The following is an 18,479-nucleotide window of genomic DNA, read 5'->3' on the forward strand; positions in this document are numbered from 1 at the left end:
CATCCGGTCGAAACTGCGTGAGAATTTCGACAAAGGCAATGTGGTAAAATTACCGTTGACATACGAGTATCATTGCCAATAACGTCCGTCAATATCGAATGATATTCGAATGTCATCGTAGATCTGCGCAAAACGCAGATCATCGACGACAACAAAACCGGGAGGATACAATGTCGAATTCCATCAACCGCCGCAGCTTTCTAAAAACCACAAGCGCAATGGGCGCAGCCTCACTTCTACCGGCTGGACAGGCTCTCGCCGCCAGCGGAGAAATCTCTGTCTGGAAATTCGGTGGAACACCTCAGGAGGTTGAGGTCTGGGCCCAGCGCAATGACGCGTTTTCCGCCGCGAATGGCGACGTCAGCCTGAACTACTCCTACTTCAATGGTCAGATCCGCCGACAGAAAATCCTCGCGGGATTCCAGACCAACCGCCTCGCCGACGTCGTGATCGCCTTCGGTCAGGACATCCCGGAATTCGCCGGTTTTGGCATGATCCAGCCGCTCGACGATATTGCCGGCGACCGGATGGCCGGGTGGAAGGACCGCATGGTCCCGGAAGTTTTTGAATCCGGTATGCATGACGGGAAACTCTACGCCCTGCCGACCTATGTCGACATGGCGAGTTTCCTTGCCATCAATCTCGACGCTCTCGAGGAAGCGAGCTTTGACCGGCCGCCCGAGACGTGGGAGGAGGTTCGCGAATATGCAAAAGCGATGACCAAACCGGACCGTCCCGGCATCGCCTTCCCGGCCACGACCGCACCTGTTGACATCAACATCTTCGAAGGCATTGCCTATGCCAATGGCGGTCGCATTTTCGATGAGGAGTCCGGCAAGGTCACCCTGAACGACCCCGGCGTCGTCGACGCGCTACAGTTCTACGTCAACCTTATCGAAGACGGCTCCACCCCCGCAGCAACATCCCTGACCGAAACCTTCTTCCGCGACACGGCACAGCTTTTTGGCCAGGGGCGTTCGGCCATGTGGATCGGCCTGTCCTGGCTCAATACACCCTGGGGCGTGAACGAGGGCATCCGCTGGACCGGCGTGCCCATGCCACGACCGACGGCACCCTCCGGCAGTTTTGAACCTGTGAATGCCATCATGGACGGGACAGCGATGCTCATGGTTTCGTCGCGTTCGTCCAATCCGGAAGCCGCCATTGAGTACCTCGATTTCTGGTCACAGAACGAACAACTCGAAATTTGGGGTGGTCAGCCTGAAATTGCCCGCATCCCGGCTGGTAAGGCGGCCTGGGACAATGCCGAGTTGAAAGAGGCGTGGCCCAACTGGGTAAATGCCTATGACGCCGGAACCCTGTTTGAGGGTGGCGCTCCAATGCCGCGCTTCATCGGCGTATCCGCCATCGAATCCGCCCTTGGTACAGCGATCCAGCAGGCGGTTCTGGGACAGAAAACGCCGCAGGCCGCACTGGATGAGGCAACCGCTGCCGCACAGGGCCAGATTGATCTGATCCGCGGTTAAGCCCCGGCAAATTCAACGACTGAAAACAAGGAGGGCCTGACGATGCTGAAAAGCGATCGTATTCTGGCGTACGCCCTGATTTTGCCCGTGGTGGCCGCCGTCCTGGCGTTTGTCGTCGGGCCCACCTACAACGTGGCCACCCTCAGCCTCACCCAGGTGGTCATGGGAATGGAGCGTGGCTTTGGCACGCTCTCAAACTTCGAGGCTCTCGCCGCCGATCCGGTGTTCGGTCTGGTTCTGAAGAACACGGCCATCTGGATACTCGGGGGCACATTCCTGTGCGTTACCGTCGGTCTTGGCGTAGGCACTTTCCTCGCAATCGACTCCCGCATGACCGGCTGGCTGCGTGCGCTGATACTTCTGCCATGGGTTCTGCCCGATGTGGTCACGGCCATGGCATGGAAATGGATGCTGCACGGACAGGTCGGCATCATCGGACAAACCCTGCAATCCTGGGGTTTCAGCGAGGGTGCGATATCCTTCATGGGCGATCCGAACCTCGTCATGTGGACGCTCGTGGTTGTGCTGATCTGGCGGAAAATGCCGCTGGTAGCACTCATCCTCTGTGCCGCAATCCGGTCCGTCCCCGATGACCAGATCGAGGCCGCGCGTATGGATGGAGCAAACGCCTTTGAGCGGTTCCGTTTCGTCACCCTGCCCAATATCGCGTTCTCGCTGACCGCCGTCACCGTGATCTCGATGATCTGGATCACGGCCGAATTCGCCCTTCCCTGGATCATGACAGGCGGCGGTCCAGCCAATGCCAGCCAGATCATGGCGACCTACATCTACCAGCAGAGTTTTGAGTTCTTCAACTGGGGTGTCGCGTCGGCCATGTCGGTCATCAACCTGGTCATGCTGGCTTCGATTGTCGCCCTTTACCTCTACATCAACCGCCGTTCCTGGTCATCGGAGGGCTCGAAATGAACGAACAGCCCCGTACCCTCTACTGGATCATGCTGAGCCTGATCGGCATTGTAATCTCGATCTACGTCCTGTTCCCGGTGTTCTGGCTTTTCCTTGCGTCTTTCAAGACACAGGCTGAACTCGCGCAGCTGCCGATCTCCTTCTGGCCGGCATCCCCGACGCTCGATGCCTACAAGGCGCTGTTCTCTCCCACCCATCAGAAGGGACAGCTTCTCGACTGGCCGCAGCTGATTGGAAACAGCTTCTTCATCGCGATCAGCTCCACTGTGATCGTTCTGTTCTTCGGCACTCTTGCCGGCTATTCCTTCGCACGGCTGAACTTCCCCGGCCGCGACCTCATACTGGGTGGCCTTCTGATAAGCCGCATGTTCCAGGGCGCGGCGCTGTTACTGCCGACATACAGACTGATGTCGATGATCGGACTTCAGGACAGCCTGATCGGTCTGGTGCTCCTCTACTCCGCCTTCGGCCTGCCATTCGCCACCTGGATCATAGCATCGTCCCTGCGGGAAATTCCCAAAGAACTTGAGGAAAGCGCGATGATCGACGGCGCAAGCCGGCTGCAGAGTATGGTCCTGGTGGTGCTTCCCCTGGCCACTCCTGCGCTGATCACCGCCGCGATGTGGCACTTCGTCGGTGCATGGTCGGAATTCGCCTTCGCCTCAATCCTTCTGGAGTCGAACGAGAACAAGACCGTGACCATCGGCCTCGCCAGCTTCGTCGAACTTTTCACACTGGAATTCCAGTATGTTGGAGCGGCCGCAACCATCGTCGCCCTGCCGATCATGCTGGTGTTCTTCTTCGGTCAACGCTACTTCACACGCGGCCTCCTGGCCGGGGCGGTGAAGGGATGAAGATTACATCCATTACCGCACGCGCCGTCGATTGCGGCTTCGACAGTCAAAAGCTGCAAACCAGTCGCGTCGCCTCCCCCATGTCCCGCTTCCCCCGTTTCGCTGAACAGCGGGCAAGCTGGATGTGGCCCACCAAAAAGGTCTTCGTTCGGGTGACCGGCGAGGACGGGAGCACCGGCTGGGGCTGCACCAACGGTGGCGAGATCGTCGAGATGATCATCAATTCCCACCTGGCACGGCTGGCGGAGGGTGAGAGCCTCGATGATCTGGCATCCCTGAATGAGATGATGGCTGCCTCGCTTCTCCCCAACGACCGCTCCGGCTTTGCCATGATGGCCGTTGCGGGTGTCGATATTGCCCTTTGGGACTTAACGGCCAGGGCGCGGAACGTGCCCCTGGTCGACCTTCTCGGTGGCGCGGGGGTAGACAGCCTCCCGGTCTACATGACCACCCCGCGTCCCGAGGCCTTTGTCGCCGGCCCCTGGCGCGGCCTGAAAGCCGCCGCCCCCTACGGCCCGGAATCCGGCAAAGAGGGGCTGAAAGAAAACGTCGCCCTGATGCGCCGGTTTGCCAAGGCTGCAGGCCCGGACGTGCCCATCATGATCGACGCGTTCCTCGCATGGGACGCGGATTACACTCTGCGCTTCGCCGAGGCCTGCGCGGACATGCCACTCGCATGGATTGAGGATCCCATCCCACCCCAGGATATCGAAGGGCTGGAAAAAATCCGGCAGGGCATGGACCCGGAAATCGCACTGGCGCTTGGCAACTTTGCGTTCTCTTACGCCGATTGTAAGGATCTGCTCCGGTCCGGTCTGGTAGGATACCTGCAACCGGACGTGGCCTGGGCGGGCGGCATATCGGAAACGCTGCGCATCCTCGATCTCGCAAAAGCCGCCGATGTCCCGGTGATCCTGCATAACACCTGCGAACAACCCTGGGCACTGGCTCTGGCCGCCGTACGGCAAACCGATGCGCTCGTCGAATGCGTCGACCGCGGCGAAACCTCACCGCTCTACTCGCTGATGGGCGCGCGCCCCGTGTTTACCGAGGGCCACGCAGCCGTGCCGCGAGACTCAATCGGCAACCAGCCGCCGGAATACGTGCTGGAGAGGTTCACCGCCGATGCCTTCAACAACAGGAAAGGATAGACCATGGGATCTGTCGCACTCAAAAACATCCGCAAATCCTATGGCGCCGTAGAGGTCCTGCACGGAATTGATCTCGACATTCAGGACGGCGAATTTACCGTTCTCGTCGGTCCCTCCGGCTGTGGAAAGTCAACGCTGCTGCGCTCGATTGCGGGCCTGGAGACCATCAGCAATGGCGACATCGCCATCGATGGCACCGTGATCAATTCACTGGTCCCCAAGGACAGGGACATCGCCATGGTGTTCCAGAACTATGCCCTCTACCCGCACATGAGCGTGGCCAAAAACATGGGCTTCTCCCTGCGCCTCGCAAAGGAACCGCAGGACCGGATAGACAGCAAGGTCCGCGCCGCCGCGGAAATCCTTGACCTGACCGCCCTGCTCGACCGCTACCCGCGCCAGCTTTCCGGCGGTCAGCGCCAGCGCGTGGCCATGGGCCGCGCCATCGTGCGCGACCCCAAGGTGTTCCTGTTTGACGAGCCACTGTCCAACCTCGACGCAAAGCTGCGCGTACAGATGCGTTCGGAGATCAAGGAACTGCATCAACGGCTCAGGACCACCACGATCTATGTCACCCACGATCAGATTGAGGCCATGACGATGGCGGACAGGATCGTGGTCATGCGCGGCGGACATGTTGAGCAGATCGGCACACCCCTCGAACTCTACGACAACCCCGCAAGCGTCTTCGTGGCCGGCTTCATTGGCTCACCGGCCATGAACTTCCTGCCCGCACGGAACAGTGATGGCAGCCTTCAGGTCGGCAAAGGCGAAATCGTGGGACCGTCTCCCGTCAGCCTTCAGAACGAAAGAGAGGTCATCGCGGGCTTCCGTCCCGAGGATATCAGGCTCTCCGACAGCGGCCTCCCCGCCAAGGTTGCACTGATTGAACCGACCGGAGCGGAAACCCAACTGACCCTGCGCACGACCGACGGCAAGGCGGTGATCATGACCACCCGTGAACGCATCGCACACTCCGTCGGGGATACCGTGCGTGTGGCCGTCACACCAGGCAAGCTGCACTGCTTTGACACGGAAACCGAACTTAGCCTGACCGGGTCCGTGCAATGAAGATAACGAATGTCAGGGTAATCCGCTTCCGGACCCATGCCGACCGTTGGGAAATCGGCCATGCCCGTCTCAAACCCGACGCCGAAATCCACCAGACGGTGACATGCATCGACACTGACGAGGGGCTGACCGGGTATTTCTTCGGCGGCGGCAAACACGGGGACCAGGACGGCATGACCCCCGATGAGCAGCGTCTCATCGAGGGCCAGGTGCGCAACATGATCCTCGGCGCTGACCCGTTTGACCGGGAACTGATCTGGAAGTGGATGTGGGTCCGTAACATACCCGAGGTGGCGCAGAGCATCATCGACTGCGCGCTATGGGATCTGGCCGGACGCTCAGCCGGTCTTCCGGTTTACAAACTGATGGGCGGCGCCCGCGACAAAGTACCGGCCTACGCCTCAACCTACCCCAATATCGGCCAGCCTGAGGTCTATGCGGAACACGCGCTCGCCTGTAAGGCGGAAGGCTACAGGGCCTACAAGATCCACCCACACTACTTCTGGAATCCGGAGACCGGCCTGCCCACGAACGGCCGCCCGTCGAACATCCGTGCCGATATCGAAACCGTCAATCTGGTGCGCGAGGCCGTCGGGCCGGACATGGTGCTGATGTACGACGTCTGGGGCACGTACCACACCATCGAGGAAACCATAAAGGTCGGACGGGAACTCGAAAAACTCGACTTCTACTGGTTTGAGCACCCCATGCCGGAATACCGGGTCGAAAGCTACCGACGCCTGTGCCGCGAACTTTCGATCCCCGTTCTTGCACCCGAAATCGCCGCGGGCGGCGTCTTCACCCGCGCGGAGTGGATCCTTCAGGGCGCCTCCGACATGAGCCGCATGGATATCCGTCGCGGCGGCGTCACCGGATGCAGAAAAACAGCCGTGGTCTGCGAAGCCTTCGGCCAGCGGTGCGAGATCCACATGGCGGGCTGGGGCAACCTTCAGGTGATGGGCGCGACCTCGGAGGACACCAGCGAATGGTACGAAAAAGGCCTACTCGCCCCTGGTGTCAATTACGACGCGCCACACCCCTACCTGAAGCACAATTGCGACCCGATGGACGCCGAAGGGTACGTCGCCCTGCCCAAGGCACCGGGTCTCGGATACGAGCCCATCTGGGACTATATCGACGAAAACAGGATCGCGGCATGACGCTTTACCGTCGTGTCTGGACGATGGAACTGCGGGAGGGTGCCGAGGCCGAATATGACGCGGCCCACGCTAACATCTGGCCCGACCTGACCGCCCAGATGACCCAAAACGGCATCGTCCGGTTTTTCCTCTATCGCGCCGGAACCACCGTCTTTGCCTTCCAGGAACGCAACCGCCCCTTCCCTGCATCAAACCATTCCCCGCCCTCGGGCCTGACCGCCAGATGGTGGCGCAAAATGGCTCCGCTGATGTGCACCGAAGGACCGGAAGCGCGCCCAGTCCACCACGATCTGCGCGAAGTCTTCGCGTTGGATGTTACCACGGAGACAACGACATGACTGGCATCACGGGTATCGTTCCCATCCTGCTGACTCCGTTTCGCCCGGACCTGACGATTGACCACGACAGCCTGAAGCGTGAAATCGACGCCACGCTTGCAACCGGTGTGCACGGCATTGGTATCGCGATCGGCAGTGAGATATTCAAACTGACCCGCGACGAACGGCGCGAGATGCTGCGCCTTACCGTCGAGCATGTTCAGGGCCGCGTACCGGTGATCATGAACACCTCCGCTCCGGGAACCGCACCGGCCGTGGAGCTGGCCCGTGACGCCGCTGCCGCCGGTGCATCCCGGTTGATGATCTGGCCGCCGGATTTCTTCGCTCTCGGCCCCGGCCCGGTCATCGCGCATCTGTCGCGCATTGCCGATGCCTCGCAGCTGCCGATCATTCTCCAGGATGTCCCGCAGGCGCCCATTTCACCCGCCCTGGCTCTTCGCATTGCGGAGGCCGTGCCGCTGGTCGACACGATCAAGGTCGAAACCAACCCAACCGTAGCCCAGGTCGGCGCAATGGTCAGCGCGGTCCGGGACAAGCTGGCCGTTCTGGGTGGTGCCGGCGGCGGCACGCTGGTGGAGGAATACCGGCGCGGCGCCCGTGGCACCATGCCCTTCGCCAGTCAAGCCGATGAATTCATGCGGGCCTGGCGGGCACTTGAGGCGGGCCAGGATGAAGAGGCCGCCGAAATAATCGAGACCGAAATACTGCCGGTCAGTCGCCTGGGCTTCCAGTCGGGCGACATGTTCTATCACGTCCACAAGGCGCTGCTGCACCAGGCAGGTATCTTCACCAGTACGAGCGTGCGCCCTCCGACCGCCATACCGGATGAGATCACGGAACTTGAGCTGACACGCCTGCTCGACCGGACCAAACCGAAATCGACGAAGGAAAAAACAACCGCATGAAACTTCTCCGCGTCGGCCCCGAAGGCCAGGAACGCCCCGCCCTGCTGGACGAAAATGAAACGTTGCGCGACCTGTCATCCGTCGTGCCGGACATTGCCGGTGACACTCTGACGCCTGAAGGGATCGACCGGCTGCGCGCCGTGGACCCTACCAGCCTGCCGAAGATTACCGGTTCCCCCAGAATTGGCCCCTGCGTCGGCTCGGTCGGAAAATTCATCTGCATCGGACTGAACTATGCGGACCACGCCGAGGAAAGCGGCATGGAGGTTCCGAAGGAGCCGGTAATCTTCATGAAAGCAACGTCGTCGATCTGCGGCCCAAATGACGATGTCGTTCTGCCCGAAGGGGCCGACAAGGGTGACTGGGAAGTTGAACTGGGCGTCGTGATCGGCAAACCGGCCAAAAACGTCGCAGAGGCCGACGCGCTTGAGCATGTTGCGGGATACTGCGTCGTCAACGATGTCTCCGAACGCGCCTTCCAACTGGAACATGGTGGACAGTGGGTTAAGGGAAAATCCGCCGACACTTTCGGTCCAATTGGCCCGTGGCTCGTGACCCGTGACGAGGTCAAGTATCCCGCCGACCTCGACATGTGGCTCGAACTGAACGGCCGCCGGGTTCAGGACGGATCAACCCGGACGATGATTTTCGGTGTGGCCCATGTGGTGTCCTATCTGTCCCGGTACATGTCCCTTCAACCCGGTGACGTTATTTCCACCGGCACCCCCCCGGGGGTCGGCCTTGGCATGTCACCACCACAATTCCTCAAATCCGGCGACGAAATGCGCCTGTCCATCCAGGGATTGGGTGAACAGCACCAGGCCGTTCGACAGGGCTGAAATCCGCAATCATCTAAAGAGGCAAAGGGGCCGGCGCGTTAACGCCGACCCCTTTGCTTTATCAACCTGTGGGACCGGGTCAGGACTGGTCCAGATCCCAAACCCTGATCACGACACCACCGTTCCGCATGGCGTCCAGGTCATCCATGGACGGCATTCCGCCGACGGGTTCGGACACCGGGTCTCCCCCGTTTCGACCCGCATAAACCCATGCGCCCAGGCTCCACTTTCCCGGCTCCAAATCGACCGTCAACTGAGGCACCCAGGTCCGGGGATGCATAACATTCGTATTGGGCTCGGGGCTCACAACCCGCGGCAAACGATGCGTTTGGCCGGGCAAAGGCGCCGCCACGTCAACGACGCAACTCGTGTCACGCGCGGTCACGATCCGCGCCAGCCTGTCGGTAACCTCAGGCTCCAAAGCAGGCCCAGGGGTCGGATCATCGCGGCAAACCGCAAAGCCACCCTCAACCGTCTGGACACGCCGCGCGGTGCGAATACGGTGCAACCGCAGGTGCCAGGGCGGCCGGGCGAGGAGCCAGGTTTCCACCTCGACCTCCGACATGGGGGACCAGGCCGAATAGATCCAGTCCTCCCCGATCCGGGCCATACTCTCCCGACAGCGCACCATGGCCAGTTCACCATCTTCCGAGAAAGCCAGCATGTTGTCGAAGGGACCGTTTCCGAAAGCGCGACCTTCCGTTTCCACGCTGAATCCATACCGGGTGGAATAGGCAAACTTGTTGTACTTTTCCGCCGTTCGGCCAAAGGTCGGTGACTGCTGACCGCCTGCCAGAACCGTAACATCGCCCTGGGTCTCGTACTTCACCATTCCAGGCTCAGGCAGGCTCACCACCCGCGGACGCGGTTGCGGAGCCGCCTCATCCGCCGCCCAGAACGGGTGATCCTCGGGCAGCGCGAGCGGCGCAAATGCCTTCATCGCCCAGTATGGCGACCCCGGCGAATTGTAGCGCTCGGCCATGTTCAGTTGCGGATAGCCATATCCGATGGTGAGCACTCCGCGCGGATCAACAATGGGCCGCTCCGACCACCATCGCAAATTCCGCGCCCAAAGCCCCCGTATCTCGCCCCAGGGCAGTGCCTCCTCCCCCGCAAGGGCCAGCGTCCCCCAGAAACCGGCATGGGCAAACCGGTACGTCAGCGAACGCCCGTAAGGCAACGCTGACCCGTCCGCCCCGTACCAGTGTGCGATCTGCGGCGCGAAAAAGCGGGCGCGCTCCCGAAACCGGTCCCGTCGGGCCGCATCAGCCTCCGGCCCGTATTGCGCATAGATCAGACCATAAAAATGCATCGCGAAGGGGATGTAGTGATCCGCCTGACGCTGACTGCCATCGCGGTACCAGCCGTTGCCCATGGCCCAGCTCTCAAGCCGGTCGAGATTGCCCTCAATAATCGACAGGTCGTGCTCAACACCGACCCGGGTCAGCCCAAGGGATACAAGCACATGAAAGAAATTCCAGTTATTCGGCGCAGGCGTCTGTTGCAGTGAGTTCAGCAGCCAGTCGCGGAGGCAGTCGCGCCCACGGTCCGTCATACCGTCCCAAAAAACTTCCGGCGCCAGAGCCAGCGCGTAGCCGATAGCCGCGCTCTCGACCATCCGTTGATCCCGGTTGGTCACTGGCCCCCAGTATTCCGGATGGTCCGGATCGGACCCGTGTTGTAACCCCTCAACAAACTTCCCGATGCCCTCAAAGCTCCCGCCACCGGCCAACAGCGGCGCAAGCCCCCAAAAAGGCCGAACCAGGCCCTCGAGATCGGCCGCTGAAATATGAAAATGCGCACCGGTTGCAGCGAGTGTGACGCGGGCACAGCCCGTAGACATGGCACCGAGCAAAGGACGGCACAGATCACTCACCGCCCTTTGAGCGTCAGCCCGGGTCGCAAACGGGTTTCCGGCCAGAGGATTGTTTGTTTTCGAAACGGGAAGATGCTGCATCAGGCCACCAGATGTCGTTTGCGTGGATCGGGAATGGGAACTGCGGAGATCAGCCGTTGGGTATAGGGCTCCTGCGGGCTGTCGCAGATCTGGATTGCGGTGCCGGTCTCGACCACGCTGCCCTTGTGCATCACGGCCACCCGGTCACAAAAATATCGAACGACCCCAATGTCATGGGCGATAAACAGGATCGCGAGATCAAGTTCATCCCGAAGCGTGAGAAGCAGATCGAGGATCTGCGCCCGAATTGAACCATCCAGCGCAGAGGTCGCCTCATCGGCAATAATCACGCGGGGATCGAGAGCAATGGCGCGTGCAATACCGATCCGCTGACGCTGCCCGCCGGAGAAGGCATGCGGATACCGCTCCATGGCTGAGGCCGGCAGTCCCACACGTTCCAACAGCGCACCAACCCGCTTCTTCAGTTCCGCACCCTTGAGCAGACCGTTCACCAATAGCGGTTCACCAATGATCTGTTCCACGGTCATGCGTGGATTTAGCGAGCCATAGGGATCCTGGAAAATCATGCGCATCTCACGATACACCTGACCGTCCCGGAAGCCCGACTTATGGGTCAGGTCCTTAACCGCGCCGTCACGGGTATGGTAGACCGCGTTGCCTTCCTGGGGCTGAAACCGCCCCATGAGCACCCGCGCCAACGTGGTCTTGCCCGATCCGGATTCCCCAACAATGCCAAGGATCTCGCCCCGGCGCAGTTCGATCGAAACATCGTTCAGGGCACGCACTCCGCCTGTTGCCCCTTTTCGGATCTTTTTCTGCGTCGGAAAGGTCAGGGAAAGACCGCTTGTCTCGATCAACACCTCATTCGACCCGGCTCCGTTCCGGCCATGCGGCGCCTCATCGAGGCCCATCGAGGCCTTCAAAAGTTTCTTCGTGTAAGCATGTTGAGGCGCGTGAAACACCGCATCCACCGGACCGGTCTCGACCACGGCACCGTGGAGCATCACAACAACCTGGTCGGCAATCTCCGCCACCACGCCCATGTCGTGGGTGATGAACATCACCGCCATATCGCGGCTTTCCTGAAGGCCTTTCAGAAGTTTGAGGATCTCGGCTTGGGTCGTCACATCAAGGGCAGTGGTCGGCTCATCCGCAATCAGAATGTCCGGCTCACAGCCAAGCGCCATCGCAATCATCGCACGCTGCCGCATGCCGCCCGAATACTCAAACGGATACCGGTCGATGGCCTCCTCGGGGTTGGCAATGTGCACGGCCCGCAGCGCGTCGATGGCCTTCTCCCGGGCCTCCGCCGCAGTCACATCCTGGTGCAGCAGGATCGCCTCAATAATCTGCTGCCCAATGGTGTGCACCGGACTGAGCGACGACATAGGCTCCTGAAAGATCATCGCGATGCGCGCACCGCGCACGGCACGGATCTCCGCCCCATCCGGATCGAGACCGGACAACTCCACCCTCTGCCCGGCGGCAACATCCACCAGGTTGATGGCCCCCGACTTGATCACCGCCGGCTCGACAATGTTCAGAACCGCCCGCGCCGTCACCGACTTACCCGAGCCGGATTCGCCCACGAAACAGGTGGTTTCCCCCAGCTTCAGATCGAAACCGACATCCGAAATGGCCGTGGTCTCACCCTTGCGATGCGGAAACGCCGCCGTCAGGCCGCGAACTTCGAGTACCGTATCACTCATGGCAGTCTCCTCACTTCGCGTAGGGATCGGCGGCATCGCGCAGCCCGTCACCGATGAAATTCATCGCCAGTACCGAGATCACAATCGCAGCCCCGGGCAACAGCAGCCAGGGCGCGGTAGCCAGCGTCCGGATGTTCTGTGCTTCCTGAAGCAGCACACCCCAGGAAATCACCGGAGCCTGAAGCCCCAGCCCGAGGAAGGACAGCGCCGTTTCCGCGAGGATCATCGCCGGCACCGCGAGGGAGGCAGCCGTAATGATGTGGCTCGTAAAGGCCGGGACCATGTGGCGGACAATCACCCGAAAATGCGAGCAACCGTCGTAGCGCGCCGCAGCGACATAATCCTCACCATTGAGCGCCAGAAAACGACCCCGCACCACGCGGGCAAGCTCGGTCCATCCCAGGAATGACAGGATCAGGGTGATGGCAAAATACGTCTGGAGCGGTGACCAGTCCGACGGCATGGCCGCAGCCAAACCCATCCAGAGGGGTATTGTGGGAAGGGATCGCAGAAATTCAATCGCCCTCTGCGTTGCCGCATCAAACCAGCCGCCGAAATACCCCGCCGCGCCGCCAATAATGACGCCCAGCACCAGGCTCATGACCACACCGACAAGGCCCACCGATAGGGAAATCTGCGTGCCATAAACCAACCGCGAGAACATATCCCGGCCCAGACGGTCCGCGCCAAACAGATAAAACGGATCACGGGACCGTTCCGGTGCGAGCAGATGAATGTCCGTCGGGATCAACCCGAACAGTTTGTATTCCCAGCCCCGTTTGAAGAAGCTCAGATAGATCTTCTTTTGCTCGTCGATCACAAAGGTCCGGCGCAGCGCTTCGGGCTCAATTTCGACTGAATACCCGTAGACATATGGCCGGAAAGACCACCCGTCCTCGCTGCGGTCAATGAAGTGTAACGCCTGTGGCGGCGCGTAAGTGTAGCGCGCCTTGACGTCGCCGGGATCATTTGGAGCAACAAACCCGGCGAAGAGCGCCACCAGAACAAAGGCGCCGAGCACCCAGAGGCTGACAACCGCGAGGCGGTGCCGCGCGAACCGGCGGCGAATAAGCTGCCATTGGCTTTCCGTGCCGTGACTGTGGTCTATCCGGGGATCGGCCTCGAAAGCCGGCACGTCGGGAGTATCCTGAACGTCACCGATCCGGCCGTCCGGTGAATTTGCGGGGGTCGTCAGGGGCATCACGTGGCTCCCACCATGCCGAGCCGGATACGCGGATCAATCCAGGCCAGCAGAAGATCTGAAATCAGGGTACCAACGAGTGTCAGCAGTCCCATGAACATGATGAGCGCGCCCGCCAGGTACATGTCCTGACTCAGAAGCGCGCGGAGCAGGATCGGCGACAGGGTTGGCAGATTGAGAACGATAGCGGTCACAAAGGACGATGAAATCACCGTGGGCAGCACCCATCCGATGGTTGAAACGAGAGGGTTCATCGCCACGCGCACCGGGTACCGCCAGATAAGCCGCCGCCTCGGAAGACCCTTGGCCCGCGCGGTCAGAACATAAGGCTTGTTCAGCTCGTCCAGCAGGTTGGCCCGCAAAACACGAACCAGCTGCGCCGCACCGGCCGTTGAGATCACAAGGATCGGGGCCCAGACATGACTGGCAAAATCGAGGAACCGGTCAATCGACCAGCGCGCATTCATGTATTCCGGCGAAAACAGGCCCGTGATCGTCACGCCGAACCAGTTGTAGCAGATATACATCAGAACCAGCGCAAACAGAAAATTCGGCAGGGCAAGTCCCAGGAACCCGAATATCGTCGCGAAATAATCCCCCATCGAATACTGATTGACTGCGGAATAGATGCCGATGGGTATGGAAACCGCCCACATCACCACCACTGCGGTCAGTTCGACGGCGAGGGAAATCCCGATCCGTTGCGAGAAAATCTCGGAAACCGGAAGCTGCATCTCGAAACTGTATCCGAAGTTGCCCCTCAGAATTTCAGAGATCCATGCCCAGTACTGAACCAGCACCGGTGAATCCAGCTTGTAGCGGTCCCGCAGCGCGTTGATCGTTTCCTGATCCACGCTCTCCCCCGCCGCCGAAAGGCTGGCGATGTAGGACGTGACAAAATCTCCAGGTGGCAGCTGGATCACGATGAAGACCACAACCGACAACGCGAGCAGTGTCAGAATCATCGTCATCAGCCTGCGGCTCAGATAGCTCAGCATGATTTTTCCTCCCCCTGCGGAAGACGCGGGATTGGGCACGCCCGACTGGCGCGCCCTGAACACGCCCTACTTTTTGTAGTAGAGTTGCGCGGTTTCCATCGGTCCGGGCTGCGGGTACATCCAGGTGTAGATCTGGCCGTCCGGCACGTTGCCCAGATTCTCATTGGCAACGATGTAGCCATCCGCCGGAAGAACCGTACCCATCACGTAGAACTGCTCTGCCGCAATATCGAGAATCTCACCAAACAGCTCTTCCTGTTTCTCCCGGTCGGGCGTCGCGATCAGTTCGACATAGAGGTCCATCTGTTCCCTGACCTCCGCCGGCGGCTCCTCGGCAAGCGTGCTGCCACCTTTCATGAACCACTGCGCCCATTTCTCGGCAAAGGCGGATTCAAGGTTAAAGGGGAAATAGTACCGCGGATCGAGCAACGCATCGGCAAGCCCACCGTCACCCCACCAGACGTGCATGTCGTGGGTGTTGTTCTGAATCCGCTCATACACGAGGCTGCGCTCGGCGTTACGGGCGTCCAGATCGATCCCAATCTCTTTCCAGTGTTCCACGATCAACTGGGCAATGTCATTGAACTCAACCTGATCGGATGGCGAAAACAGCTGAATGCGGATCGGTTCCCCATCGAAGCCTAGGCGAATGCCGTCAGAGTTGCGCTCCGTGAGTCCAAGTCCGTCAAGCAGCTCGTTGGCCCTGTCCGGGTCGTATTCCGTGAACTGGGTCGCCAGTTCCTCATTGTAGAAGCGTGAGCTGGGACGCGGCGCCGCCTGATACGGCTCTCCCTGACCCGCGAAGACAACGTCAATAATCTCCTCGCGATCCATCGCCAGCGACAATGCGACGCGGAAATCCTTTTCATTGTAAAGCTTGCGTTTTTCCGGATCGTCGTGGGTCAGGTTCAGCTGGAAAATCGCGTGGTTCATTCGCGCGTCAGTAGTCGCTTTAAGCGTATAGCCACCGCTGTCCTGCCCGTCATAGATGACGGGTTTGTTCGTCACCGTCGCAAAATGCCGGTTGGAAAAATCAACCTCGCCATTCACGACCTTCAGAACGATGTCCTCGACATTTTCGGTCTGAACCATCTGCACCTTGTCGATATACGGCAGCTGCTGACCCTCGGTGTCGACCTTGAAGAAATACGGGTTCCGCTCAAATTCGATCAGCTGGTTCAGGCCGTCATAAGGCGTGACCTGCCTCCAGGCAAAGAGCAGCGGTCGGTCCTCATCCACGAAGTTGAAGAAACAGCTCTGCTCAATCGCCTGCGACCAGCCGTCGAAACCCGCATCCTGCGCGGCCTGGTTGGCATCCGGGTTCACATCAGGGAAGTATTTTCCGCAATAGTGCTTCGCCGCGTTGACAATGAACTGCCCCTCAACCGTGGCGAGACGCTCCAGGAAAAGCCCGTTGGGATCGGTCAGGGTAATCTTAAACGTCAGTGGATCAATGACCTCGCCGCTGATCTTCTCCCATTCGAAACCGCCCGGCTTGCGGCCGGCATAGGCCGGGCTTGTCATGATATCGAGTGCGAATTTCAGGTCCTCGGCGGTAAACGGCTCCCCGTCCGACCATCTGTGCCCCTCGCGCAGGTGGAATGTGAACTCGGTCGCATCCTCATTCACCTCAAACTTTTCTGCCACATTCGGAACGACCTTGGTCCACTCGTAGTCGTAGGCCACCAGCGGCTGATAACCCACCGTGCGGCGGATCCATCCCGTGTCATAGGTCCCCTTGAGAGCCGAGCGCCAGACACCACCATAGGTCCCCACAGACTCCATCGGGGTCAGGACCACCGGGTTGTCCGGCAGACGCTCCGCAAGCGGCGGCAGGTTGCCCGCATCGACCTCAGCCTGCAGGGCCGGTGCCTGGGTATAGTCCTGCCCCAGGGCCGGGCCGGCCAGCGCCGCAAGCGCTGTCAGCGATATGGTCGTGAAATGGGTTCTCAGCATTCGTCGTTCCTCCCGTGGATTGCTGTATTATTTGCGTCAGGCCCCGTCGGCGCCACAAAGCGCGTGCAGGTCCTGAATGTCTGCGCGGTAGTTTTTCTCCGCATCGTCCCGCACGAATTCCAGAAACGCGCTGCGCTGATGCGGCCAGTGACCGGCTGGTGTCCAGGCTTCAAACAGGGCGCGCCAGTCCTCCATCCCCTCGGACATCGGTCGGCGCTGCTGGCCCTGATCGGTCATGATCCAGTAAAATACATGCAGATCCCCCAGCCAGGGCTGCAACATCCGCATCTCCTCAAGCCAGCGCGCCCGCCCCCTCCCTGGGACCGGCTGCCAGTAGCTGAACAGATTGGGATCATCGGCGGCGCGCATCAGATCACGTGCGTCTTCCGCCTCCTCCGTCAGGGTATTGCGGTGGTATTCGACACTGACCGTGATCTCCTGATCCGCGGCCATGCGGGCCATCCGGCCGAGATCCGCAGCGGTCTGCGCAAAGCCCGCCTCCCCGGCCTGATCACGGGTTTGCTCTCCCGCCCAGACCCTGATGTTACCCGCGCCCAGTTTCGCCGCCGTATCCAGAACGGTCCCAAACGCTTCCACGCACCCCGGCGTTCCCGCCCGCGCGTAGGACCCGTATGAAACCGGAGCCAGACCCCGCGCCTCACACATCTCACGAACCTGGGCCGCGAGTTCAAAGTCACCAGGCGGCACATGCCGGTCCCCGCCCCATTCGATAACCCGCACGCCTGTATGCGCAGCCAGGTCAATCAGCGCGACCGGAGACAGTTCGCGAAACGTGACGGAACACAGCCCGGTCCGGATCATGCCACGCGCTCCCAGTCGGCAAACAGAACCTCGTGTCTCAGCGCCTCACCACGCGTGAACCGCTCAACATCGTCCAGCACCATTCCGGTCATGTCACAGACCTCGCAGCCAAATGACCCCGCGACATGCGGTGTAATGGTGACGTTCGGCATCTCCCAAAGCCGCGAGTCATCAGGCAGTGGTTCCGGGTCGGTCACATCCAGCACCGCGAACAGACGCCCGTCCGCCATCGCGTTCTCAAGAGCGGAACCGTCAATGATGCGTCCCCGCGCGGTGTTGATCAGAAGCGCGCCGTCCCGCATCTTCGCAAACTGCTTTGCGCCAAAGCTGCGCTCGGTCTCCGGCAACAGCGGCTGATGCAGGCTCACGACATCGCTTTCGCGCAACAGTTCATCCAGCGGAACCAGACGCACGCCCATGGCATCCGCATCCTGACCGCTGACGAAAGGGTCGTGAAGTAGGATCGTAATCCCGCGCTGCTGCAGATCCGCAATCACTCTACGCCCGATCCGCGACGCTCCGATAATACCCACGGTCCGTCCGGTGTTCCCCACGGGACCGGCAAGCACCGCACTCCGTGTGGCGATGCCTGAGCGCTCCCTGCGATAGAGCTTCCGCCATTCCAGCACCCGCTTCAGGTGCAACAGGACATGGGCGATGGTGAATTCCGCAACCGGCTTGGCGTTCGCATCTGCCGCACTGATCACCGTCAGGCCCGTGCCATCAAAACTGGGGTTCAGCACGCCCTTCACTGTCCCTGCCAGATGCGCGACCAGTTTCAGCCGTGGCATACGGCGGCGTATCTCGGCATCAATGGCATTTGAGCGCCAGCCGGTGAAAAGGATCTCAACTTCCGAAAGATGAGGCGCCGCTTCCGGCCCACGTAAGTCAGCGACCGGCTCGGGATGCAGAAGGTTGGTCACATCCGAGAGACGCGACAGAGCATGGTCACGACAGGCCAGCGGAAAATGAATTTCAAACTGGGGCCGTTCCAGTTGAATGAGTGATGAATACCGCACCTGTGCCTCCCCGCAACGGCCTGTCTTGCACAAATGCTTGCATCACTTGCACTGTAATGCAAGTTTTTTCCTAATTACGCAATTTATTTGCATAACGCTCGGCGAAACGGTCAAGCCACTGAAA

16 protein-coding genes are annotated in these 18,479 nt (G+C 60.4%); 9 read left to right on the forward strand and 7 right to left on the reverse strand.

Features of this window, described 5'->3' with window-relative positions:
- Window positions 1-170: 170 nt before the first annotated feature.
- The 9 genes from ACP15P_RS03665 to ACP15P_RS03705 are packed head-to-tail and all read left to right on the forward strand — an operon-like array spanning window position 171 to window position 8,732.
- Window positions 171-1,487 carry an extracellular solute-binding protein gene (locus ACP15P_RS03665; protein ID WP_424927140.1) on the forward strand — a complete coding sequence of 439 codons (1,317 nt, stop codon included), beginning with the start codon at window positions 171-173 and terminating at the stop codon, window positions 1,485-1,487.
- Window positions 1,488-1,529: 42 nt separating this feature from the next.
- Window positions 1,530-2,414: a carbohydrate ABC transporter permease gene (locus tag ACP15P_RS03670; RefSeq protein WP_424927141.1), complete on the forward strand. Its 885-nt coding sequence runs from the start codon at window positions 1,530-1,532 to the stop codon at window positions 2,412-2,414.
- Window positions 2,411-3,268, forward strand: coding sequence for a carbohydrate ABC transporter permease (locus ACP15P_RS03675; protein ID WP_424927142.1), 858 nt, complete (start codon window positions 2,411-2,413; stop codon window positions 3,266-3,268). The genes ACP15P_RS03670 and ACP15P_RS03675 overlap by 4 nt, the downstream gene beginning before the upstream one ends.
- Complete coding sequence (locus ACP15P_RS03680) at window positions 3,265-4,419, forward strand: enolase C-terminal domain-like protein (protein WP_424927143.1); 1,155 nt, start codon at window positions 3,265-3,267, stop codon at window positions 4,417-4,419. Before ACP15P_RS03675 ends, ACP15P_RS03680 begins: the two co-directional genes overlap by 4 nt.
- A 3-nt stretch (window positions 4,420-4,422) precedes the next feature.
- Window positions 4,423-5,490: an ABC transporter ATP-binding protein gene (locus tag ACP15P_RS03685; RefSeq protein ID WP_424927144.1), complete on the forward strand. Its 1,068-nt coding sequence runs from the start codon at window positions 4,423-4,425 to the stop codon at window positions 5,488-5,490.
- Window positions 5,487-6,650 carry an enolase C-terminal domain-like protein gene (locus tag ACP15P_RS03690; protein ID WP_424927145.1) on the forward strand — a complete coding sequence of 388 codons (1,164 nt, stop codon included), beginning with the start codon at window positions 5,487-5,489 and terminating at the stop codon, window positions 6,648-6,650. Before ACP15P_RS03685 ends, ACP15P_RS03690 begins: the two co-directional genes overlap by 4 nt.
- On the forward strand, window positions 6,647-6,988 hold the full coding sequence (locus tag ACP15P_RS03695; RefSeq protein ID WP_424927146.1) for an L-rhamnose mutarotase: 342 nt from the start codon (window positions 6,647-6,649) through the stop codon (window positions 6,986-6,988). The genes ACP15P_RS03690 and ACP15P_RS03695 overlap by 4 nt, the downstream gene beginning before the upstream one ends.
- Entirely contained in the window at window positions 6,985-7,893 is a 909-nt protein-coding gene (locus ACP15P_RS03700; protein ID WP_424927147.1) for a dihydrodipicolinate synthase family protein, read from the forward strand. The genes ACP15P_RS03695 and ACP15P_RS03700 overlap by 4 nt, the downstream gene beginning before the upstream one ends.
- Entirely contained in the window at window positions 7,890-8,732 is an 843-nt protein-coding gene (locus tag ACP15P_RS03705) for a fumarylacetoacetate hydrolase family protein (protein WP_424927148.1), read from the forward strand. Before ACP15P_RS03700 ends, ACP15P_RS03705 begins: the two co-directional genes overlap by 4 nt.
- Window positions 8,733-8,811: 79 nt before the next feature.
- On the opposite strand, the gene ACP15P_RS03710 is transcribed toward ACP15P_RS03705, so the two are convergent.
- From ACP15P_RS03710 to ACP15P_RS03740, 7 genes are all read right to left on the reverse strand, one after another.
- Window positions 8,812-10,689: a DUF2264 domain-containing protein gene (locus tag ACP15P_RS03710; RefSeq protein ID WP_424927149.1), complete on the reverse strand. Its 1,878-nt coding sequence runs from the start codon at window positions 10,687-10,689 to the stop codon at window positions 8,812-8,814.
- On the reverse strand, window positions 10,689-12,359 hold the full coding sequence (locus tag ACP15P_RS03715) for an ABC transporter ATP-binding protein (RefSeq protein ID WP_424927150.1): 1,671 nt from the start codon (window positions 12,357-12,359) through the stop codon (window positions 10,689-10,691). Before ACP15P_RS03715 ends, ACP15P_RS03710 begins: the two co-directional genes overlap by 1 nt.
- A gap of 10 nt (window positions 12,360-12,369) precedes the next feature.
- Entirely contained in the window at window positions 12,370-13,560 is a 1,191-nt protein-coding gene (locus tag ACP15P_RS03720) for an ABC transporter permease (RefSeq protein ID WP_424927151.1), read from the reverse strand.
- On the reverse strand, window positions 13,560-14,558 hold the full coding sequence (locus tag ACP15P_RS03725) for an ABC transporter permease (protein WP_424927152.1): 999 nt from the start codon (window positions 14,556-14,558) through the stop codon (window positions 13,560-13,562). Before ACP15P_RS03725 ends, ACP15P_RS03720 begins: the two co-directional genes overlap by 1 nt.
- Window positions 14,559-14,624: 66 nt before the next feature.
- Window positions 14,625-16,514: an ABC transporter substrate-binding protein gene (locus ACP15P_RS03730; RefSeq protein ID WP_424927153.1), complete on the reverse strand. Its 1,890-nt coding sequence runs from the start codon at window positions 16,512-16,514 to the stop codon at window positions 14,625-14,627.
- Between the two features lie 36 nt (window positions 16,515-16,550).
- Window positions 16,551-17,336 (reverse strand): sugar phosphate isomerase/epimerase family protein, encoded by a 786-nt coding sequence (locus ACP15P_RS03735; RefSeq protein WP_424927154.1) that lies wholly within the window; start codon window positions 17,334-17,336, stop codon window positions 16,551-16,553.
- On the reverse strand, window positions 17,333-18,355 hold the full coding sequence (locus ACP15P_RS03740; RefSeq protein WP_424927155.1) for a hydroxyacid dehydrogenase: 1,023 nt from the start codon (window positions 18,353-18,355) through the stop codon (window positions 17,333-17,335). The genes ACP15P_RS03735 and ACP15P_RS03740 overlap by 4 nt, the downstream gene beginning before the upstream one ends.
- Between the last annotated feature and the right edge of the window lie 124 nt (window positions 18,356-18,479).

Source organism: Amaricoccus tamworthensis (assembly GCF_049800875.1).
Lineage (GTDB): Bacteria > Pseudomonadota > Alphaproteobacteria > Rhodobacterales > Rhodobacteraceae > Amaricoccus > Amaricoccus tamworthensis.